Raw genomic sequence first — 20,060 nt, 5'->3', positions numbered from 1 at the left:
CGCGCCGATGCCCGTCGGCCAGCCGGTACCGCGCGGTTCCCCGACGCCGTTCGATCCGGCCGCGTCGCTACGCTCGCCATTTTCGCGAAGTGTCGCCTAATCTGATCACATTCGCCGCTGATTTTCCGTCATCTCGTTTCCTTTCGTTTTGTAATAATCCTTGCAAACTGTCATATCATGTCGCCCCTCGGGCCGCGTTCGCGGTGGCTGCATATGACCGACCCTATTTACAAGGACTCTCGATGGAAGCATTCGTGCATGGGCTGATCGACGCCGTCAACGGCGTGTTGTGGAACTACGTGCTGATTGCGCTGCTGCTCGGTGCCGGGGCGTGGTTCACGTTGCGGTTCCGGATGATCCAGTTGAAGGCGCTGTTCCTCAGCATGAAACTGGTCGGCAGCAAGGGCGAGCCGGGCAGCATCTCGTCGTTCCAGGCGTTCGCGACCGGGCTCGCGAGCCGCGTCGGCACCGGCAACATCGCCGGTGTCGCCGTCGCGCTGACGGTCGGCGGGCCGGGCGCGATCTTCTGGATGTGGATGACGGCGCTGGTCGGGATGTCGTCCGCGTTCGTCGAGGCGACGCTCGCGCAGATCTTCAAGGTGTCGCACCCGGACGGCAGCTATCGCGGCGGCCCCGCGTACTACATCCAGACCGGCCTGCGTTCGCGCGGCTTCGGCGTGCTGTTCTCGCTGTCGCTGATCCTCGCGTTCGGCTTCGTGTTCAACGCGGTGCAGGCCAACGCGATCGCCGACGCGTTCCACACGTCGTTCGGCTGGAGCCGCGAGACGGTCGGCCTCGGTCTCGTGCTGCTGAGCGCGCCGATCATCTTCGGCGGCATCCGCCGCATCGCGACGGTCGCGCAGGTGATCGTGCCGCTGATGGCGATCGGCTATCTCGCGCTCGCGGTCTATGCGGTCGCGACGCACATCGCATTGGTGCCGGGCGTGATCGCGCTGATCGTGAAGAGCGCGTTCGGCTTCGAGCAGGCGGCGGGCGGCCTGACGGGCTATGCGGTCAGCCAGGCGATCGCGATCGGCGTGAAGCGCGGGCTGTTCTCGAACGAGGCGGGGATGGGCAGCGCGCCGAACGCGGCCGCGACCGCGAGCACGCGGCACCCCGTCACGCAGGGGCTGATCCAGATGCTCGGCGTGTTCGTCGACACGATCGTGATCTGCAGCGCGACCGCGTTCGTGATCCTGCTGTCGGGCCAGTACGAGCTCGGCACCGGCATGGAAGGCGCGGCGCTCACGCAGCGCGCGATCTCGAGCCACGTCGGCGAATGGGGCGGCATCTACATGGCCGTCGCGATCTTCTTCCTCGCGTTCTCGTCGGTGATCGGCAACTACGCGTATGCGGAAGGCAACGTCGAATTCATCACGAAGCGGCGCGGCGTGCTGCCGCTGTTCCGCGTCGCGGTGCTCGGGATGGTGATGTTCGGCAGTGTCGGGCAACTGCCGCTCGTGTGGGCGATGGCCGATACGAGCATGGGGCTGATGGCGATCGTCAACCTGATCGCGATCCTCGCGCTCGGCAAGTATGCGCACGCCGCGTGGGCCGACTACCGCCGCCAGCGCGCGGCAGGCATCGCCGATCCGGTGTTCACGCGCAACACGATCCCGGAGCTCGCGCGCGTGCTGCCGGCCGACGTGTGGGGCGAGCACGGCCCGCTGCCGCAGCGTCCGGTTTCGGCCGAAACGGCGAGCGCGCCGCGCGCTGTAGTGAGCGAGTCATGAACGGCGACCGGCTCCGTGCGTTCGTCGCGCTGATGCCCGATGCGGCCTCGCGCGACGCGCTGCACGCGTTGCCGGTCACCCGCGGTGCGCGGCGCACGCTGCCCGCGCAACTGCATATGACGCTCGCGTTCATCGGTGCAATCGAACGGGAACGTTGCGACGCGCTGGCCGCGCACCTGCCCGCGCTCGCAGCCGCGCATGCGCTGCCGCTGCTGCCGGTCGAGCGGATCGCGTGGTGGCCGAGCCTGCCGCGCGCGAGGCTGATCGTCGCGGAACTCGAGGCCGATCCGGCCTGCGCAGCGCTGAATGCGGGGCTGGTGGCGCTGCTGGATCAGCTCGGCGTGCCGGTCGACAGGCGGCCGTTCAGGCCGCACGTGACACTCGCGCGGCTGCCGCGCGACGCGGTCGGACAGCCCGCTCACGGTGGCATGCCCGGGCGGCCGGTCGTGTTGCGCATCGAAGCACTGACGCTGTTCGAGAGCCTGCTGTCGCACGAGGGCGTGTCGCATCGGCCAATCGTATCGGCGCCGATCGCATGGGCGGACGGCCGAGCGGTGCGGTGAGCGGCGCTCGCGATGCGTGGCGATGGCGGAGCGCTGCGCGCATCGCGTCGACGGTGTCGCCCGGCACCGAGCCTACCGGCCGTAGCGCGCGAGTGTCAGGCCCGACAGATCGATTTCCGGCTCGCGTCCGGTGACGAGATCCGCGACCACCTTTCCCGAACCCATCGACATCGCCCAACCCGTCGAGCCGTGGCCGACGTTGAGCCAGAGCCCGTCGATCCCGCTCGCGCCGAGCAGCGGCGGCCCGTCGGGCGTCATCGGCCGGCGGCCGACCCAGAAGCGCGCCGATGCGCGATCGGCCGCGTGCGGGAACCAGTCGTCGAGCACCTTCATCAGCGTATCGAGCGCCTGCTGCCGCAGCGCCGCGTGCCGGTTGCCGAGCTCCGCGGTGCCCGCGACGCGCAGCGTCGGCCCGAAGCGCGTGATCGCCGTCTTCAGCGATTCGTCCATCAGCGCGGCGTGCGGCGCCTTTTCATCGTCGACGACCGCGAGTGTCGCCGAATAGCCTTTCACCGGATACAGCGGCACGTCGATGCCGTGCGGCCGCAGCAGGCCGGCGCTGTCGACGCCGAGCGCGACGACGATCGCGTCGGCGGCGAGCGAGGTGCCGCTTCGCACGGCGGCCCGTTCGTCCAGTGAATCGATCCGCACGCCGCGCACCTTGCCACCCGCGACGTCGAGCGCGCGGATCGCGGTGCGAAAGCGGAACGTCACGCCGTTCGCCTCGCACAGCGCGCGCAGTTCGCGCGTGAAGCGTGCGCAGTCGCCGGCCTCGTCGTCGGGCAGGTAGATGCCGCCAACGGGCGCCTGCCGCGCCCAGCGCAGGCCCGGCTCGATCGCCGTGCAGCCGGCCGCGTCGAGTTCGCGAAACGCGATGCCGGCATCGCGCAGCACCTTCAGCGCGGGCTGTACCATCTCGACGTCGAATGCGCCGCGCAACAGTTGCAGGTAGCCGCGGCTCGCGCCGTAGTCGAACGGATAACGGTCGCGAAACGCGTGCAGGCAGGCGCGGCTGTAATACGCGATGCGCTGCATCCGCCGCTTGTTCACGCGGAACCGCTCGAACTCGCATTCGCGCAGCCAGCGCGCGATCCAGCGCCACTGCGCGGCGTCGAGCGTCGGCCGGAAGATCAGCGGCGACGCGGGCCTGAACAGGTACTTGAGGATCTTGCCGGGCATCCCGGGCGCGGCCCACGGCGTCACGTAGCCGGGCGCGATCACGCCCGCGTTGCCGAGGCTCGTCGCCTGCGCGACGTCGGCCTCGCGTTCGATCACGGTGACGTCGCAGCCTGCTTCGCGCAGGTGCCACGCGGTGGTGACGCCGATCACGCCGGCGCCGAGAACGATCACGTGCATGCGGTTTCCGGAGCGAGGAGGGCGCTCACGACGCGACGGCCGGATCGTCGACGAGCGACTTGCCGCGCGTTTCCGGCAGCACGAGCGCGGCGACGATCACGAGCAGGTAGCCGCCGCCCGCGACAAGGCCGATCGCCTTCACGAGCGACATCGACTGCGACAGCGAGCCGACGAGAATCGGAAAGAACGAGCCGAGCCCGCGGCCGAGGTTATAGCAGAAGCCCTGGCCCGAGCCGCGGATCGCGCCCGGATACAACTCCGACAGGTATGCGCCGACGCCCGCGAAGATCCCCTGCACGACGATGCCGAGCGGGAAGCCGAGCAGCAGCATCGCGGCATCGGTGATCGGCAGCATCGTGTACGCCATGCCGAGCGAGAACGAGCCGATCGCGAACAGGATGAACGACGCGCGGCGGCCGAGCCGGTCAGACAGGATCGCGCCGACCACGTAGCCGACGAACGAGCCCACGATCAGCACGACGAGATAACCGCTCGTGTTGAACACGGACAGGTGGCGGACGGTTTTCAGGTAGGTGGGCAGCCACGTCGTGATCGCGTAGTAGCCGCCGAGCATCCCGGTGCACAGCGCGCTGCCGAACAGCGTCGCGCGCAGGTGCGGCGGCGAGAAGATCTCGAGGAAGTGGCCCGACACGCGGCCTTCGTCGCGCGCGCGGCGCGTGGCCGTGTAGATGTCGGGATCGCTGACGTTGCGGCGGATATACAGGATCCACAGCGCGGGCACGATACCGATCCAGAAGCACGCGCGCCACGCGACCTGCTCGGGCAGCAGCGCGAAGAACGCCCAGTACAGGATCGCGGCCGCGGCCCAGCCGAACGACCAGCTGCTTTGCACGGTGCCGACGGCCTTCGCGCGATGCTCGGGCGAGCGGATCGTCTCGGCCATCATGATCGTCACGACCGACCATTCGCCGCCGAAACCGAAGCCCTGCAGCGTGCGCGTCGCGAGCAGCTGCCAGAACGAATGCGTGAAACCGGACAGGCACGTGAACAGCGCGAACGTCGCGATCGTCCACTGCAGCACGCGCACGCGGCCGTAGCGATCGGCGAGGATGCCGGCGGCCCAGCCGCCGACCGCCGACGAGATCAGCGAACTCGTCGCGATCATCCCGGCCTCGCTCTTCGTCATTCCCCATGTGGCGATCAGCGTCGGGATCAGGAACGAGTAGATCATGAAGTCGAACGCATCGACCGCGTAGCCGCCGAATCCGGCGTACAGCGTCTTGCGCTCGCGCGACGACAATTCGTTGAACCACTGGAATGCCTGCATGCTTGCCGCCCCCTCTCGTCTCGTATCGCGCTGCCGCGTGGCGGTTATTTTACGGTCGCGATGCGGCCGGCCAAAAAGGCCGATGCAGGTTCGTGCGGGAAAGCGGGTATGCGGGAAGGAGGGGGATGCCGCTTCAGAGCGTCAGGCCGCCGTCGACGTGGATGACCTGGCCGGTGATCTGCCGCGCCGCGTCCGACAGCAGGAACGCGATCAATGCGGCGACGTCGTCGGGTTCGGCGATCCGGCCGAGCGGTGTCGCCTGTTCGGCCTGCGCCCACGCGCCGGCATTGCCGGCGCTCGGCCCGTGGTCCTTGCGCGTGAAGCCGGGCGCGACGGCGTTGACGGTGATCCCGCGCGCGGCGAATTCGGCAGCCGCGGTGCGCACCAGCGATTCGAGTGCGGCTTTCGCGGCGGCGGTGGCCGCGAACGGCGCATCGGCACGGTAGCGGTGCGCGACGAACGAACTGACCGCGACGATCCTCGGTGCGGCGGACGCTTCGAGCAGCGGCCGCGCGCGCCCCGCGAGTGCGGAGAATGCGCCGGGCATCGCCGCGAAGGCGGACGCTAGCGCGTCCGCTGAAAGATCGGAAAAGGCTTGTCGCGCGGCGAAGCCCGCATTTGCGACGAGCTGGTCGAGCCCGCCGAAGCGCGCGGCGGTTGCATCGACGAGCGTGGCCGCGACGCCCGGCGCGGCGAGATCGCCGGCGAGCGTGATGCACTCCGCGCCGGCCGCCGTGCAGGCGTGCTCGACTTCGGCGAGCCGGGCCCGCGCCGCATCGTCGGCGCCGCGCGCGTGCAGCGCCAGCGCGATGCCGGGCGCCGCGAGCCGCCGCGCGAGCGCGGCGCCGATCCCCGAACCTGCGCCGGTGATCAGCGCGATCCGCACGATGTGCGCGGCGCGTGCGCTCACGCAGCCACCTTGTCGCCGGCGTTTACGCGCTCGACGTTGATCGTGCCGACGTGGAACGCGGCCAGCGACTCGCGATGCGCGATGCTGACGATCGCGGCCTTCGGCAGCCGTTCGGCGAACAGGTGGTACAGGCGTGCTTCGTTGTCGGCGTCGAGCGCGCTGGTCGCTTCGTCGAGGAACAGGAAGTCGGGCTTGTGCAGCAGCACGCGTGCGCCGGCAAGGCGCTGCTGCTCGCCCGGCGACAGCACGCGCGTCCAGTGCGCGGTTTCGTCGAGGCGCCCGACGTAATCCTCGAGGCGGCATGCGCGCAGTGCGTCGCGGCACGCGTCGTCGCTGAACGTGTCGGGCGTCGCCGGATAGGTGAGCGCGGCCTTCAACGTGCCGATCGGCAAATAGCTCGTCTGCGGCACGAACATCATCCGTGCGCCGACCGGCGCGTCGATCGCACCGTCGCCGAACGGCCACAGGCCCGCGAGCGCGCGCATGAACGTGCTCTTGCCGGAACCCGATTTACCGATCACGAGCCAGCGCGAACCCGGCTCGATCGTGACGTTGCCGATGTCCGCGAGCGCGTTGCCGTTCGGCAGCGCGAGCTTGAGCGACGACGTCGACAGCTTTGCCGCGTCGACGTAGTGCAGGTTGATGCCGCCGTGCTCGGTCGCGGGCGACAGGCTTTCCTTCAGGTGCGACGTGCCCATCACGCGCTTGAATTCGCGCAGACGGTTGACGGTGGCGCGCCATTCGACGAGGGTCGAGTAGCTGTTGATGAACCACGAGAACGAATCGCTGACGGTGCCGAACGCCGACGAGATCTGCATCAGCACGCCGAACGAGAACGCGCCCGCGAAGTACCGCGGCGCGGCGACGACGAGCGGGAAGATGATCGCGATCTGCCCGTAGAAGCTCAGCACGAACGTGAGGCGCTTCGTGTACTTCATCACGCGCCACCAGTTGTCGCGGATGCGCATGAAGAGGTTTTGCGCGTTGCCGGTCTCGGTTTTCTCGCCGTCGTAGAACGCGATCTGCTCGGCGTTCTCACGCACGCGGATCAGCCCGAAGCGGAAATCGGCCTCGACGCGCTGCTGCTGGTAGTTGATCGACACCAGCGGATGGCCGACCTTCTGGATGATCAGCGAGCCGACCACCGCGTACAGCGCGGCCGCCCACACCATGTAGCCGGGAATCGAGATCGGCGTGGCGCCGAGCGTGAACGTCAGCGCACCGGCGAGCGACCACAGGATCGTGATGAACGACACGAGCGTGACGACCGTCGACAGCAGATCGAGCGACAGTGCGAGCGTCGTGGTCGAGAACGACTGGAGGTCGTCGGTGATCCGCTGGTCGGGGTTGTCCGCGAGGCGGTCGCGTTCGATCCGGTAGAACGCGCGATCGCCGAGCCACTGACCCAGAAAACGGTCGGTGAGCCACTGGCGCCAGCGGAAGCCGAGCATCTGCCGCAGGTAGCGGCCGTACACCGCGAGGATGATGAACGCGAACGCGAGCGCGGAGAACTGCATCAGCAGGTGCGGGAAGTCGTGGACGTCCTTCGACTGCAGCGCGTTGTAGAACTCGGCGTTCCACTTGTTCAGCCGGACGTTGATCCACACCACGCAGAGGTTGATCGCGATGATCGTGGCCAGCAGCCCCCACGCGACTTTCCATTCGGACGATACCCAGTAGGGCTTGATGAGGCTCCATGCGGATACCGGGCGCTCGTCCTGCGGCGCGTCGGAGGCGGCGGAGCGGACGGGGTCGATCGATTGGGTCATGTGCTTCCTGATGAGTAGCCGGCGCGCGGGCCGGGCGAAGCCGGGCGCGCGCCGCGATACGGCATGCCGGGGCGAGGCGCCGACTGACGGCGGGCGTTGCGGATGGTCGCCCGCGCGTCTTAAACGGCGCTTAAGGGCCGGCGGTGACGCGGCAACCGGCCGCTCGCGCGGCCGGCCTGCGGGCATTGTGCCAGAGCGGCGCAGGGCTCCGGCGAATTTGCCGCAGGGGGACAGTTTGCGGCGCTTTCCGCTTTTATGGTCTAATGGCCGACGACGAAACAGGGGTGCTTTGCATGCGGCCGGCGGAAGTTCAGCGCGGTGCGGCGAGGCTGAGAAAGACCCTTCGCACCCGATCCGGGTAATACCGGCGAGGGAAGTTTCTGATCCCGCCGGGCCGCGCTGGCTGCCATCCCACATGGTCAGCGCCCGAGTCCCGCCCGGCCGGCCTTTGCTGCCGGTTTCGTCCTTTGGGTACGCGCATTGCGCGTTACGGAAGGAATGATGACCGCACAATCTTCAGTCTTTTGCATGGCTCCCGGCCCGATGTCGCGTGCGTTCGCACGGGACGGCGCGTGCGCGTCGACGCTCGTCGTGCGCGCTCGCGCGGTTCGCGAGGAGCGTGCGCGATGAACGTCCAGGATTCACGGCCCGCACGGCCGGATTTCGCGGTGCTCGGCGGCGGCCTCGTCGGCCGCCTGATCGCGTGGCGGCTCGCCGGCGACGGGCATCGCGTCGCGCTGTACGAGCGCGGCGGCCCGGACGGCGAGCAGTCGGCCGCGTGGATCGCGGCCGCGATGCTCGCGCCGCTCGCGGAAGCGGCGAGCGCGGAGCTGCTGATCACCGAGCTCGGCGTCGCGTCGCTCGCGCGCTGGCCGCAATGGCTCGCCGAGCTGCCCGAGCCGGTGTTCTTCCAGCATCACGGCACGCTCGTCGTCTGGCATCACGCGGACCGCGCGGAGGCGCCGCTGTTCGAGCGGCGCGTGCGCGCGAACGCGCCGGCCGACCTGTTCGACGGCGGCTTCGTCACGCTCGCGGGTGCGCAGGTCGATGCGGCCGAGCCCGCGCTCGCGGGCCGCTTCGCGCGCGGCCTGCTGTTGCCGCGCGAAGGCCAGCTCGACAACCGCCAGGCGCTGCGCGCGCTCGCGGCGGGCCTCGCCGAGCGCGGCGTCGAGCTGCACTGGCACGTCGCGATCGACGACGCGAACCTGCCCGCCGCGCATTTCACGATCGATTGCCGCGGGCTCGGTGCGAAATCCGCGCTGCCCGCGCTGCGCGGCATCCGCGGCGAGGTCGCGCGCGTGCATGCGCCGGGCATCGGGCTCACGCGGCCGGTGCGGCTGCTGCATCCGCGTTATCCGCTGTACATCGCACCGAAGCAGGACGATCTTTATGTGATCGGCGCGACCGAAGTGGAGGGCGAGGACATGTCGCCCGTCAGCGTGCGCTCCGCGCTCGAACTGCTGAGCGCGGCGTTCTCCGTGCATCCGGCGTTCGGCGAGGCGCGCATCCTCGAACTCAACGCGCAGTGCCGGCCGACGCTGCCCGATCATCGCCCGGCGGTGATCTGGGACGGCGCATCGACGCTCGCAGTCAACGGCCTGTACCGGCACGGCTTCATGATCGCGCCGGAAGTCGCGCACGCGGCGGTCGCGGTCGCGCAAGCCGCGCTCGGCGGCGCGTTCGGCGATGCCGACGCGTTCGCCGCGTGGCGTGCCGCCGCGCGCTGGCCGACGCTCCTTCATCACCGCAACGACGCGCGCCAGCCGGCCTGACGCGCGCCGCCGACCGAATCCGACCAAGCCTCATGGATATCCAGATCAACCAACAGACCCTGACGCTGCCCGACGGCGCGACGGTGGCCGACGCGCTCGCCGCGTACGGCGCGCGCCCGCCGTATGCGGTCGCGCTGAACGGCAACTTCGTCGCGCGCACGCAGCATGCGGCGCGCGCGCTCGCGGCGGGCGACAAGCTCGACGTCGTGCACCCCGTCGCGGGCGGCTGAGCGCCGCCGGTTCGTCCCCGCACTTCCAGGAAAACGACATGACGTCCCTCACATCCGCCGACGCGCTGACGCTGTACGGCGCAACCTTCGCGAGCCGCGTGCTGCTCGGCACGTCGCGCTATCCGTCGCTGCAGTCGCTGTCCGATTCGATCGCCGCGTCGCGGCCGGGCATGGTGACGGTCGCGCTGCGCCGCCAGATGACGGGCGGCACGGCCGAAGCCGGCTTCTTCGACCTGCTCAAGCGCCACGCGGTGCCGCTCCTGCCGAACACGGCCGGCTGCCAGACCGTCGCCGAGGCCGTGACGACCGCGCACATGGCGCGCGAGGTGTTCGGCACCGACTGGATCAAGCTCGAGCTGATCGGCGACGACTACACGCTGCAGCCCGACCCGGTCGGGTTGATCGAGGCCGCCGCGCAACTGGTGAAAGACGGTTTCAAGGTGCTGCCGTACTGCACCGAGGATCTCGTGATCGGCCGGCGTCTGCTCGACGTCGGCTGCGAGGCGCTGATGCCGTGGGGCGCGCCGATCGGCACGGGCAAGGGCGTCGTGAACCCGTACGGCTTGCGCGTGCTGCGCGAGCGGCTGCCCGACGTGCCGCTGATCGTCGACGCGGGGCTCGGCGTGCCGTCGCACGCGTGCCAGGTGATGGAGTGGGGCTTCGACGGCGTGTTGCTGAACACGGCGGTGTCGCAGGCCACGCACCCCGAGATCATGGCGCGCGCGTTTGCGCAGGGCGTCGAGGCCGGCCGTGCCGCGTATCTCGCCGGGCCGATGGACGCGCGCGAGACCGCGCACGCGAGCACGCCGGTCGTCGGGATGCCGTTCTGGCACCAGGACGGGGGCGGCGCATGAGCGCGCGCTTCGCCGATACATTCTGGCCGCCGGCCGACGAACTGGCCGAAGCGGCCGAGCGGATTCGCGCACGGCTCGGCGACTGGCCGGGCACCGCGGCGCCATGGCGGCTCTGCATGGCGGCACCCGACGTGCCGGCCGACGGCGACGTGCTGATCGTGTCGACCGGCGACCGCACCGCGCAGGCGCGCGCGTCGGCCGCGTCGCGACCGGCGTCGCCCGATGCGGTCGCGATCGAATTCGACGAGCAGGGCGCGGTGCTGCATGCGGCGGGCGCGCGCTACGCGCTCGACGCCGCGCATCCGCTCGCGGACGACTGGATCGCGGCGCTCGCCGCGTTCCTCGATTGCGGCTTCGCGCCGGTCGACGCGCTGGTGCTCGCGCTGGCGTGGCGCGACGGCGACGAGACGCGTGCGGCCGACGCGTGGCCGGTCGACGCCGCGCAGTTCCCGCGCGTCGCCGGGCTGCCGGCCGCGCCCGAGCCCGCGTTCGCGCCATGCCCGGCGCAGCTCGGCCTGTATCCGGTCGTACCGGATGCCGAATGGGTCGAACGCGTGCTCGATTGCGGCGTGCGGACCGTGCAACTGCGCGTGAAAGGCGCGGCGCCGGACGCGTTGCGCCGGGAAATCGCGCGCGCGGTCGCGGCCGGGCGTCGTTATCCCGATGCGCGCGTGTTCATCAACGATCACTGGCAAATCGCTGCAGATGAAGGCGCATACGGCGTCCATCTGGGCCAGGAAGACCTCGAGACGGCCGATCTGGCCGCGATCGCGCGTGCGGGCCTGCGGCTCGGGCTGTCGAGCCATGGTTATTACGAAATATTGCGGGCGCTGCACGAGCGCCCGAGCTATCTCGCGCTCGGCCCCGTGTACGCGACCGCGACCAAGGCCGTTGCCGCGCCGCCGCAGGGCCTTGCGCGGATCGCCCGCTACGCGCGCTTTGCGGGCGCGCGGGCGCCGCTCGTCGCGATCGGCGGAGTGGGGCTCGACACGCTGCCGGACGTGCTGGCGACGGGCGTCGGCAGTGTCGCGGTAGTCAGCGCGGTCACGGGCGCAGCCGACTATCGGGCAGCGCTTATTGCATTGCAGCAATGTTTTCCCGGACAATTTGACAATCATTGACCGCTGGGCCCGGAACGGCGTCACGACATCATTCCAATGCAGGCCCTATAATTCGGCGTTCTGCGTAAAAGGACTGTCAGCTCCGTGAGCCCCACTCCTACCGAGACCCTGCTGGAACTTCGCGACGTCGACTTTGGCTACGGCGACCGCCTCGTCCTGTCCAACCTGAACCTGCGTTTCGGGCGCGGGCAGGTCGTCGCGGTCATGGGCGGGTCGGGTTGCGGCAAGACGACCGTGCTGCGCCTGATCGGCGGCCTCGTGCGCGCGCGCCGCGGCCAGGTGCTGTTCGACGGCGCCGATGTCGGCGCGCAAACGCGCGACGGCCTGTACGCGCTGCGCCGCAAGATGGGCATGCTGTTCCAGTTCGGCGCGTTGTTCACCGACATGTCGGTGTTCGAGAACGTCGCGTTCGCGCTGCGCGAGCACACCGACCTGCCCGAAGACCTGATCCGCGACCTCGTGCTGATGAAGCTCAACGCGGTCGGCCTGCGCGGTGCGCGCGACCTGATGCCGTCCGAGGTGTCGGGCGGGATGGCGCGCCGCATCGCACTGGCGCGCGCGATCGCGCTCGATCCGCAGCTCATCATGTACGACGAGCCGTTCGCGGGCCTCGATCCGATCTCGCTCGGCATCACCGCGAACCTGATCCGCACGCTGAACCAGGCGCTCGGCGCGACGTCGATCCTCGTCACGCACGACGTGCCGGAGTCGTTCGCGATCGCCGACTACGTGTATTTCCTGGCCAACGGCGGCGTGCTCGCGCAGGGCACGCCCGACGAGCTGCGCGCGTCGACCGACCCGAGCGTGCGGCAGTTCATCGACGGCGCGCCGGACGGCCCGTTCAAATTTCATTACACGAGCCCGCCGCTCGCAGCGGATTTCGGGCTCGGCGGAGGGCGCGCATGATCAGCGCGATCGGACGTTACGTCATCGGCGGCCTCGAGCGCACGGGCTACGGCACGCGCCTGTTCGTGCGCCTCGTGCTGGAATTCTTCCCGCTGCTGCGCCGGCCGCGGCTTGTCACGAAGCAGATCCACTTCCTCGGCAACTATTCGTTCGTGATCATTGCCGTGTCGGGGCTGTTCGTCGGCTTCGTGCTCGGCCTGCAGGGGTATTACACGTTGAACCGCTACGGGTCCGAGCAGGCGCTCGGCCTCCTGGTCGCGCTGTCGCTCGTGCGCGAGCTTGGGCCCGTCGTCACCGCGCTGCTGTTCGCGGGCCGCGCGGGCACGTCGCTCACGGCCGAGATCGGCCTGATGAAGGCCGGCGAGCAGCTCACCGCGCTCGAGATGATGGCGGTCGACCCGATCAAGACGGTGATCGCGCCGCGCATGTGGGCGGGCATCATCGCGATGCCGTTCCTGGCCGCGATCTTCAACGCGGTCGGCGTGCTCGGCGGCTACTTCGTCGGCGTCGTGCTGATCGGCGTCGATCCGGGCGCGTTCTGGTCGCAGATGCAGGGCGGGGTCGAGGTCTGGGCCGACGTCGGCAACGGCGTGCTGAAGAGCATCGTGTTCGGGTTCGCCGTGACCTTCATTGCGCTGTACCAGGGGTATGAAGCGAAGCCCACGCCCGAAGGCGTGTCGCGCGCGACCACCAAGACGGTCGTGTTCGCGTCGCTCGCCGTACTCGGCCTCGATTTCCTGCTGACCGCGCTGATGTTCAGCTAAGCCTCAGCCAAGCCATATTTTGGGATGACGATGAAAAAGACTGCTCTCGACTTCTGGGTCGGCCTGTTCGTGGTGGTGGGCTTCCTTGCGGTGCTGTTCCTGGCGCTGAAGGTCGGCAACATGAGCTCGCTGTCGTTTCAGCCGACCTACGCAGTGAGGATGAAATTCGACAATATCGGCGGGCTGAAGCCGCGCGCGGCCGTGAAGAGCGCGGGCGTCGTGGTCGGCCGCGTGAAGTCGATCGGCTTCGACACGAACACTTATCAGGCGCTCGTGACGATCGATGTCGACGGCCAGTATCAGTTCCCGAAGGATTCGTCGGCGAAGATCCTGACGTCGGGCCTGCTCGGCGAGCAATATATCGGCCTCGATCCGGGCGGCGACACCGAAATGCTGAAGGCAGGCGACACGATCACGATGACGCAGTCGGCGATCGTGCTCGAGAACCTGATCGGCCAGTTCCTGTACAGCAAGGCCGCCGATGCAGGCGGCGCGAAGCCGGCAGCCGGCGCGTCGGCCGCTCCCGCGCCGGTGGCGGTGCCGGCGTCCGCCGTGTCCGCCGCGCCCGCTTCGGCAGCCCAATAACCACACGAGAGAATACAAGAGGGGAATGACCATGCAGACGATCCGCATCAGGCACGCCGCGCTCGCGGTAGCGGCAGTCGCCGCGTTGAGCGGCTGCGCGACCGTGCAGACGCCGACCAAGGGCGATCCGCTCGAAGGCTTCAACCGGACGATGTACAAGTTCAACGACACGGTCGACACGTACGCGCTGAAGCCGGTCGCGCAGGGTTACCAGAAGGTCGTGCCGCAGCCGGTGCGCGACAGCGTGACGAACTTCTTCTCGAACATCGGCGACGTCTACGTCGCGGCGAACAACATCGTGCAGTTGCGGATCGCGGACGGCGTCGGCGACATCATGCGCGTCGTGATCAACACGGTGTTCGGCGTCGGCGGCCTGTTCGATGTCGCGACGATCGCGAAGCTGCCGAAACACACCGCCGACTTCGGGGTCACGATGGGCCGCTACGGCGTGCCGTCGGGCCCGTATCTCGTGCTGCCGCTGCTCGGCCCGAGCACGGTGCGCGACACGGCCGGCCTCGGTGTCGACTACGTCGGCAACCCGCTGACCTATGTGAAGCCGGATGGCCTGAGCTGGGGCCTGTTCGGCGTGAATCTCGTCAACACGCGCTCGAACCTGCTCGGCGCGGGCGACGTGCTGGACGCCGCGGCGCTCGACAAGTATTCGTTCGTGCGCAACGCGTACCTGCAGCGCCGCCAGATGCTGATCGACAACGCGCGTGGCGCGGCCGGCTCGACGGCAAGCAACGACGCGCTGCCGAAGTACGACCTGCCGGACGACGGCGCCGCGCCGGCGGCCGCCGGCGCGGCCGGTTCGGCGGGTGCAGCGGCGGTGGGTGGCGCGGTGGCACCGGCGGGCGCATCGGGCGCGGCGGTTGCTGCCCCGGCATCGGGCACGGCCGTTTCGCCGAACCCGGCCAGCGAAACGAACGTGCCGGCGATGCAGGTGGCGCCGCCGTCTCCGGGCGGGTTCCGCTTCCCGAGCATCCGGCTGCACTGACGGATTTACATTCGTTACAGCCGGAAACGATTCAGTCGGTAGCGCACGCGAACTTGCGCGTAAGCTACCTGCTCCAATCTTCGCATCGACTCATTCATGCAGGTCACTATGATGAAAAAACTGTTCCTGATCCCCGTTTTCGCGGCGCTGTTCTCGTTCGGCGGCGCAGCTCACGCGCAAGTCGACCAGTCGACCCCGCAGGCGCTGATCAAGACGGCGACTCAGCAGGTGCTCGACGAAGTCAAGCAGCAGACGATCAAGCAGGGCGACACCAATCGCATCATTACGATCGTCAACAAGGACATCCTGCCGTACACCGATTTCCGCCGCACCACGCAGCTTGCGATGGGCCGCAACTGGCGCACGGCGACGGCCGACCAGCAGCAGCAGATCCAGGAGCAGTTCAAGCTGCTGCTGATCCGCACGTATTCGGGCGCGCTCGCGCAGCTGAAGCCGGACCAGCAGATCCAGTACCCGCCGTTCCGCGCGGATCCGGCCGATACCGACGTCGTGGTCAAGACGGTCGCGATGAACAACGGCCAGCCGGTCCAGATCGATTACCGCCTGTACAAGTCGGCGAGCGGCTGGAAGGTGTATGACCTGAACGTGCTCGGCGCGTGGCTGATCCAGACGTACCAGCAGCAGTTCAACGAGAAGATCCAGCAAAGCGGCGTGGAAGGCCTGATCCAGTTCCTGACGCAGCGCAACCAGCAACTCGCCGCCGGCAAGCAGGCGTCGTGAGCGGCTTCGAAGCAGGCTCCTCGCTGACCGTCGCGAGCGCGAAGTCCGCGCTCGCGGACGGTCTTGCGCGTGTCGATGCGGGTGCGACCGCCGTCGATTGCGCGGCGCTGACGCAGTTCGACTCGTCCGCGCTCGCCGTGCTGCTCGCATGGCAACGTGCCGCCAAATCGCGCGGCGCGACCCTCGACATCCTCAATCTCCCCCCGAAGCTCGCCAGCCTCGCGCGCGCCTATGGCGTCGACGCGCTCATCGAAGGCGCCGAGCGACATTGACGCTGTCCGACCGGAGCCTGCCGCGCCAGCCGGCGCGCGCAAGCTTCAGGCCGCGCGCCTTCAGCGCCGGCTCCACCAGCCGGTTTGCCCTATAATCAAGCGTTTTGCGGGGCAGCCAATCGGCGTCCGGCCCCCATTTTCTTTCGCAGCAAGCACAGAATAGGCGTCGCGGCCGTTGCGTCGCGCACAGTCATGTCAGCCATAGAAATCCGTCACGTCAAGAAGCGCTACAAGTCGCTTCAGGCGCTCAAGGGCGTCAGCCTGTCGGTCGAGGAAGGCGAGTTTTTCGGTCTGCTCGGCCCCAACGGCGCAGGCAAGACCACGCTCATCAGCATCCTCGCCGGGCTTGCCCGGGCCGACGAAGGCAGTATCTCGGTGCGCGGCCACGACGTCGTCAAGGACTTCCGTGGTGCGCGCCGCGCACTCGGCGTCGTGCCTCAGGAACTCGTTTTCGACCCGTTCTTCACCGTCCGCGAGACGCTGCGCATCCAGTCCGGCTATTTCGGGCTGCGCCGCAACGACGACTGGATCGATGAAGTGATGGCCAATCTCGACCTGACCGAGAAGGCCGATGCGAACATGCGCGCGCTGTCGGGCGGGATGAAGCGCCGCGTGCTCGTCGCGCAGGCGCTCGTGCACCGGCCACCCGTGATCGTGCTCGACGAGCCGACCGCCGGCGTCGACGTCGAATTGCGCCAGACGCTGTGGAAATTCATCTCGCGCCTGAACCGCGAGGGTCACACGATCGTGCTGACCACCCATTACCTCGAGGAAGCCGAGTCGCTGTGCGACCGCATCGCGATGCTGCGCCGTGGCGAAGTGGTCGCGCTCGACCGCACCGACGCGCTGCTGCGCCGCTTCGCGGGGCTGCAGCTCTACCTGCGCCTGGCGACCGGCGCGCTGCCGGCCGAGCTGCGCGGGCTGGAGACCGATCCGGCCGCGCGCGCGCCGGGCGAGCACCTGCTGCGCCTCACGAGCTACGACGATGTCGAACGCATCCTCGCGCAGTGCCGCGCGGCGGGCTGCACGTTCGACGAGATCGAGGTCCGCAAGGCCGACCTTGAGGATGTGTTCGTCCAGGTGATGAACGGGGCCGAGGTGATCGAGGGGCTGGCATGAGCGGTTTTCAAACGCTGTTCTACAAGGAACTGCTGCGCTTCTGGAAGGTGTCGTTCCAGACGGTGTGCGCGCCGATCGTGACGGCGCTGCTGTATCTGACGATTTTCGGCCACGCGCTGTCGGGCCGCGTCGAGGTGTATCCGGGCGTCGAGTACGTGAGCTTTCTCGTGCCGGGCCTCGTGATGATGAGCGTGCTGCAGAACGCGTTCGCGAACAGCTCGTCGTCGCTGATCCAGTCGAAGATCACCGGCAACCTGGTGTTCATGCTGCTGCCGCCGCTGTCGTACCGCGACATCTTCGGCGCGTACGTGCTCGCGTCCGTCGTGCGCGGGCTCGCGGTCGGTGCGGGCGTGTTCGTCGTGACGATCTGGTTTATCCCGATGCATTTCGCGGCGCCGCTGTTCATCATTGCGTTCGTGCTGCTCGGCTCGGCGATCCTCGGCACGCTCGGCTTGATCGCCGGGATCTGGGCCGAGAAGTTCGACCAGCTCGCCGCGTTCCAGAACTTCCTGATCATGCCGCTGACGTTCCTGTCCGGCGTGTTCTATTCGACGCACTCGCTGCCGCCCGTGTGGCGCGAGATCTCGCGTCTCAATCCGTTTTTCTACATGATCGACGGCTTCCGTTTCGGGTTCTTCGGCGCGTCCGACATCAACCCGTTCGCGAGCCTCGCGATCGTCGCCGGTTTCTTCGTGCTGCTCGCGATGGTCGCGATGCGGCTGCTCGCGACCGGCTACAAGCTGCGTCATTGATATCGACAGGCAGCGGCCGCCCCGGGGCGGCGCGCGCCGACAGGAGCCTTACACCATGTTGCCGACTCCCGAACAGGTCAAGCAATACATCGCCGGCGGCCTCGCCTGCACGCATCTGGAAGTCGAAGGCGACGGCCAGCATTTCTTCGCGACGATCGTGTCGGCGGCCTTCGAAGGCAAGCGGCCGATCCAGCGGCACCAGCTCGTCTATGCGGCGCTCGGCGATCGCATGAAGCAGGAAATTCACGCGCTCAGCATGAAGACGCTGACGCCCGCCGAATGGCAGAACGCATAACCGGAAATCACTGAGTGCAAGTCACCGTCAACGAGCGCGACGCCGTCCAGAGCGTCGCCACGGCACACCCGGCCGCCAACGGGGAATTGCAGGGACATGGGATGGACAAGCTCGCGATCGAAGGCGGCCGCCGCCTGTCCGGCGAGATCGTCGTGTCGGGCGCGAAGAACGCCGCACTGCCGATCCTGTGCGCGGGGCTGCTCACCGCCGATCCGGTCGATCTCGACAACGTGCCGAACCTCAAGGACGTGCGCACCACGCTGAAGGTGCTGAACCAGATGGGCGTGAAGAGCGAGACCGACGGCTGCCGCGTGCAGCTCGACGCGTCGCGCGTCGACAACCTCGTCGCGCCGTACGAGCTCGTGAAGACGATGCGCGCGTCGATCCTCGTGCTCGGGCCGCTGCTCGCGCGCTTCGGCGAGGCGAAGGTGTCGCTGCCGGGCGGCTGCGCGATCGGCGCGCGTCCGGTCGACCAGCACATCAAGGGCCTGCAGGCGATGGGCGCCGAGATCAGCATCGAGCACGGCTTCATCGAAGCGCGCGCGAAGCGCCTGAAAGGCGCGCGCATCGTGACCGACATGATCACGGTGACGGGGACGGAAAACCTGCTGATGGCCGCGACGCTCGCCGACGGCGAGACGGTGATCGAGAACGCGGCCCGCGAACCGGAAGTGAGCGATCTCGCACACTTGCTGGTCGGAATGGGCGCGAAAATCGACGGCATCGGCACCGATCGCCTCGTGATCCAGGGCGTCGAGCGACTGCACGGCGCGCGCCATTCGGTGATTCCCGACCGCATCGAGGCCGGCACGTTCCTGTGCGCGGTCGCGGCGGCCGGCGGCGACGTGAGGCTGACGGGCGTGCGCCCGCACATCCTCGACGCGGTGATCGACAAGCTGCGCGAAGCCGGCGTATCGATCGAGGAAGGCGACAGCTGGCTGCGCGTGAAGATGGACCGCCGGCCGTCGGCGGTGACGATCCGCACGTCGGAATACCCGGCGTTCCCGACCGACATGCAGGCGCAGTTCATGGCCCTCAATACGGTCGCGACGGGCACCGCGCAGGTCGTCGAGACGATCTTCGAGAACCGCTTCATGCACGTGCAGGAGCTGAACCGGCTCGGCGCGAACATCACCATCGACGGCAACACGGCGCTCGTGACGGGCGTCGAGAAACTGTCGGGCGCGAACGTGATGGCGACCGACCTGCGCGCGTCGGCGAGCCTCGTGATCGCCGGACTGCGTGCCGACGGCGAAACCATCGTCGACCGCATCTATCACCTGGACCGCGGCTACGACCGCATGGAAGCCAAACTGACCGCCGTCGGCGCGAACGTGCGCCGCCTCTCCGGGAGCCAAGCATGAGCGTGCCGCTGACCCTCGCCCTGTCGAAGGGCCGGATTTTCGAGGAAACCCTGCCGCTGCTCGCCGCAGCCGGCGTGCAGGTGGCCGAGGATCCGGAAACGTCGCGCAAGCTGATCCTGCCGACGACCGACCCGAACCTGCGCGTGATCATCGTGCGCGCGAGCGACGTGCCGACCTATGTCGAATACGGCGCGGCCGATTTCGGCGTGGCCGGCAAGGACGTGCTGGTCGAGCACGGCGGCTCGGGCCTGTACCAGCCGATCGATCTGAACATTGCGCGCTGCCGGATGTCGGTGGCCGTGCCGGCCGGCTTCGACTATGCGAACGCGGTGCGCCAGGGCGCGCGCCTGCGGGTCGCGACGAAGTACGTCGAAACGGCACGCGAGCACTTCGCGGCGAAGGGCGTGCACGTCGACCTGATCAAGCTGTACGGCTCGATGGAACTCGCGCCGCTGGTCGGCCTGGCCGACGCGATCGTCGACCTCGTCAGCTCGGGCGGCACGCTGAAGGCGAACAATCTGGTCGAGGTCGAGGAGATCATGGCGATCTCGTCGCGCCTCGTCGTGAACCAGGCTGCGCTGAAGTTGAAGCGCGCCGCGCTCAAGCCGATCCTCGACGCGTTCGAACGCGCGTCGCAGAATGGCGGTTGAGCGCATCACCGTAACGGAA

The 20,060-nt window shown here is 68.5% G+C and carries 21 protein-coding genes and 1 riboswitch; of the genes, 17 read left to right on the top strand and 4 right to left on the bottom strand.

Annotated elements, in window-relative coordinates; translation table 11 throughout:
• The first annotated feature begins 242 nt into the window (after positions 1–242).
• The gene (locus DM992_RS02100) at positions 243–1,733 is read left to right on the top strand and encodes an alanine/glycine:cation symporter family protein (protein WP_111015486.1); all 1,491 of its coding nucleotides are present in this window, start codon (positions 243–245) and stop codon (positions 1,731–1,733) included.
• Positions 1,730–2,296 carry an RNA 2',3'-cyclic phosphodiesterase gene (thpR, locus tag DM992_RS02095; protein ID WP_111015485.1) on the top strand — a complete coding sequence of 189 codons (567 nt, stop codon included), beginning with the start codon at positions 1,730–1,732 and terminating at the stop codon, positions 2,294–2,296. Before DM992_RS02100 ends, thpR begins: the two co-directional genes overlap by 4 nt.
• Before the next feature lie 72 nt (positions 2,297–2,368).
• Here thpR and DM992_RS02090 read toward each other — a convergent pair whose 3' ends face one another.
• The 4 genes from DM992_RS02090 to DM992_RS02075 form a co-directional block, all read right to left on the bottom strand.
• Positions 2,369–3,652: a D-amino acid dehydrogenase gene (locus tag DM992_RS02090; protein WP_111015484.1), complete on the bottom strand. Its 1,284-nt coding sequence runs from the start codon at positions 3,650–3,652 to the stop codon at positions 2,369–2,371.
• A 25-nt stretch (positions 3,653–3,677) separates the two neighbouring features.
• A complete protein-coding gene (locus tag DM992_RS02085) occupies positions 3,678–4,940 on the bottom strand; it encodes an MFS transporter (RefSeq protein WP_111015483.1) in 1,263 nt (420 codons plus the stop codon).
• 133 nt (positions 4,941–5,073) lie between these two features.
• Complete coding sequence (locus DM992_RS02080) at positions 5,074–5,850, bottom strand: SDR family oxidoreductase (RefSeq protein ID WP_111015482.1); 777 nt, start codon at positions 5,848–5,850, stop codon at positions 5,074–5,076.
• Complete coding sequence (locus DM992_RS02075) at positions 5,847–7,619, bottom strand: ABC transporter ATP-binding protein/permease (RefSeq protein ID WP_111015481.1); 1,773 nt, start codon at positions 7,617–7,619, stop codon at positions 5,847–5,849. The genes DM992_RS02080 and DM992_RS02075 overlap by 4 nt, the downstream gene beginning before the upstream one ends.
• Positions 7,620–7,889: 270 nt before the next feature.
• Positions 7,890–8,012, top strand: a riboswitch (TPP riboswitch).
• A 233-nt stretch (positions 8,013–8,245) separates the two neighbouring features.
• Between DM992_RS02075 and DM992_RS02070 the strand changes: the two genes are divergently transcribed.
• The 15 genes from DM992_RS02070 (at position 8,246) to hisG (ending at position 20,041) form a co-directional block, all read left to right on the top strand.
• Positions 8,246–9,391 carry an FAD-dependent oxidoreductase gene (locus DM992_RS02070; RefSeq protein WP_111015480.1) on the top strand — a complete coding sequence of 382 codons (1,146 nt, stop codon included), beginning with the start codon at positions 8,246–8,248 and terminating at the stop codon, positions 9,389–9,391.
• 32 nt (positions 9,392–9,423) lie between these two features.
• Positions 9,424–9,621 (top strand): sulfur carrier protein ThiS, encoded by a 198-nt coding sequence (thiS, locus tag DM992_RS02065; protein WP_027783340.1) that lies wholly within the window; start codon positions 9,424–9,426, stop codon positions 9,619–9,621.
• Between the two features lie 38 nt (positions 9,622–9,659).
• A complete protein-coding gene (locus DM992_RS02060; RefSeq protein WP_111015479.1) occupies positions 9,660–10,475 on the top strand; it encodes a thiazole synthase in 816 nt (271 codons plus the stop codon).
• Positions 10,472–11,596, top strand: a complete 1,125-nt coding sequence (gene thiE, locus DM992_RS02055) for a thiamine phosphate synthase (protein WP_111015478.1) — start codon at positions 10,472–10,474, stop codon at positions 11,594–11,596. The genes DM992_RS02060 and thiE overlap by 4 nt, the downstream gene beginning before the upstream one ends.
• Before the next feature lie 84 nt (positions 11,597–11,680).
• Positions 11,681–12,502, top strand: coding sequence for an ABC transporter ATP-binding protein (locus DM992_RS02050; protein ID WP_006477138.1), 822 nt, complete (start codon positions 11,681–11,683; stop codon positions 12,500–12,502).
• The gene (gene mlaE, locus DM992_RS02045) at positions 12,499–13,266 is read left to right on the top strand and encodes a lipid asymmetry maintenance ABC transporter permease subunit MlaE (RefSeq protein WP_034183642.1); all 768 of its coding nucleotides are present in this window, start codon (positions 12,499–12,501) and stop codon (positions 13,264–13,266) included. Before DM992_RS02050 ends, mlaE begins: the two co-directional genes overlap by 4 nt.
• A gap of 24 nt (positions 13,267–13,290) precedes the next feature.
• Complete coding sequence (gene mlaD / locus DM992_RS02040; protein WP_111015477.1) at positions 13,291–13,851, top strand: outer membrane lipid asymmetry maintenance protein MlaD; 561 nt, start codon at positions 13,291–13,293, stop codon at positions 13,849–13,851.
• Between the two features lie 31 nt (positions 13,852–13,882).
• Entirely contained in the window at positions 13,883–14,848 is a 966-nt protein-coding gene (locus DM992_RS02035) for a VacJ family lipoprotein (RefSeq protein ID WP_111017770.1), read from the top strand.
• Positions 14,849–14,959: 111 nt separating this feature from the next.
• Complete coding sequence (locus tag DM992_RS02030; RefSeq protein ID WP_111017769.1) at positions 14,960–15,589, top strand: ABC transporter substrate-binding protein; 630 nt, start codon at positions 14,960–14,962, stop codon at positions 15,587–15,589.
• Positions 15,586–15,861 (top strand): STAS domain-containing protein, encoded by a 276-nt coding sequence (locus tag DM992_RS02025; RefSeq protein WP_111015476.1) that lies wholly within the window; start codon positions 15,586–15,588, stop codon positions 15,859–15,861. The genes DM992_RS02030 and DM992_RS02025 overlap by 4 nt, the downstream gene beginning before the upstream one ends.
• Positions 15,862–16,053: 192 nt before the next feature.
• On the top strand, positions 16,054–16,980 hold the full coding sequence (locus DM992_RS02020; RefSeq protein ID WP_034189820.1) for an ABC transporter ATP-binding protein: 927 nt from the start codon (positions 16,054–16,056) through the stop codon (positions 16,978–16,980).
• Positions 16,977–17,732 (top strand): ABC transporter permease, encoded by a 756-nt coding sequence (locus tag DM992_RS02015; protein ID WP_111015475.1) that lies wholly within the window; start codon positions 16,977–16,979, stop codon positions 17,730–17,732. The genes DM992_RS02020 and DM992_RS02015 overlap by 4 nt, the downstream gene beginning before the upstream one ends.
• A gap of 55 nt (positions 17,733–17,787) precedes the next feature.
• Positions 17,788–18,027 (top strand): BolA family protein, encoded by a 240-nt coding sequence (locus DM992_RS02010; protein ID WP_006477131.1) that lies wholly within the window; start codon positions 17,788–17,790, stop codon positions 18,025–18,027.
• A gap of 14 nt (positions 18,028–18,041) precedes the next feature.
• A complete protein-coding gene (gene murA / locus DM992_RS02005; protein WP_111015474.1) occupies positions 18,042–19,391 on the top strand; it encodes a UDP-N-acetylglucosamine 1-carboxyvinyltransferase in 1,350 nt (449 codons plus the stop codon).
• Positions 19,388–20,041 (top strand): ATP phosphoribosyltransferase, encoded by a 654-nt coding sequence (hisG, locus tag DM992_RS02000; protein WP_034183648.1) that lies wholly within the window; start codon positions 19,388–19,390, stop codon positions 20,039–20,041. The genes murA and hisG overlap by 4 nt, the downstream gene beginning before the upstream one ends.
• The last annotated feature ends 19 nt before the right edge of the window (positions 20,042–20,060 follow it).

This window comes from Burkholderia sp. JP2-270, assembly GCF_003233675.1.
Lineage (GTDB): Bacteria > Pseudomonadota > Gammaproteobacteria > Burkholderiales > Burkholderiaceae > Burkholderia > Burkholderia pyrrocinia_C.
The sequence above is the reverse complement of the archived record's forward strand: the minus strand, read 5'-3'. Positions and strand labels throughout refer to the sequence as shown.

Coding starts and splice junctions, on each gene's coding strand:
- DM992_RS02100 (WP_111015486.1), top strand. CDS start 243: ATGGAAGCATTCGTGCATGGGCTGATCGACGCCGTCAACGGCGTGTTG.
- thpR (WP_111015485.1), top strand. CDS start 1,730: ATGAACGGCGACCGGCTCCGTGCGTTCGTCGCGCTGATGCCCGATGCG.
- DM992_RS02090 (WP_111015484.1), bottom strand. CDS start 3,652: ATGCACGTGATCGTTCTCGGCGCCGGCGTGATCGGCGTCACCACCGCG.
- DM992_RS02085 (WP_111015483.1), bottom strand. CDS start 4,940: ATGCAGGCATTCCAGTGGTTCAACGAATTGTCGTCGCGCGAGCGCAAG.
- DM992_RS02075 (WP_111015481.1), bottom strand. CDS start 7,619: ATGACCCAATCGATCGACCCCGTCCGCTCCGCCGCCTCCGACGCGCCG.
- DM992_RS02070 (WP_111015480.1), top strand. CDS start 8,246: ATGAACGTCCAGGATTCACGGCCCGCACGGCCGGATTTCGCGGTGCTC.
- thiS (WP_027783340.1), top strand. CDS start 9,424: ATGGATATCCAGATCAACCAACAGACCCTGACGCTGCCCGACGGCGCG.
- DM992_RS02060 (WP_111015479.1), top strand. CDS start 9,660: ATGACGTCCCTCACATCCGCCGACGCGCTGACGCTGTACGGCGCAACC.
- thiE (WP_111015478.1), top strand. CDS start 10,472: ATGAGCGCGCGCTTCGCCGATACATTCTGGCCGCCGGCCGACGAACTG.
- mlaE (WP_034183642.1), top strand. CDS start 12,499: ATGATCAGCGCGATCGGACGTTACGTCATCGGCGGCCTCGAGCGCACG.
- mlaD (WP_111015477.1), top strand. CDS start 13,291: ATGACGATGAAAAAGACTGCTCTCGACTTCTGGGTCGGCCTGTTCGTG.
- DM992_RS02035 (WP_111017770.1), top strand. CDS start 13,883: ATGCAGACGATCCGCATCAGGCACGCCGCGCTCGCGGTAGCGGCAGTC.
- DM992_RS02030 (WP_111017769.1), top strand. CDS start 14,960: ATGAAAAAACTGTTCCTGATCCCCGTTTTCGCGGCGCTGTTCTCGTTC.
- DM992_RS02020 (WP_034189820.1), top strand. CDS start 16,054: ATGTCAGCCATAGAAATCCGTCACGTCAAGAAGCGCTACAAGTCGCTT.
- DM992_RS02015 (WP_111015475.1), top strand. CDS start 16,977: ATGAGCGGTTTTCAAACGCTGTTCTACAAGGAACTGCTGCGCTTCTGG.
- DM992_RS02010 (WP_006477131.1), top strand. CDS start 17,788: ATGTTGCCGACTCCCGAACAGGTCAAGCAATACATCGCCGGCGGCCTC.
- hisG (WP_034183648.1), top strand. CDS start 19,388: ATGAGCGTGCCGCTGACCCTCGCCCTGTCGAAGGGCCGGATTTTCGAG.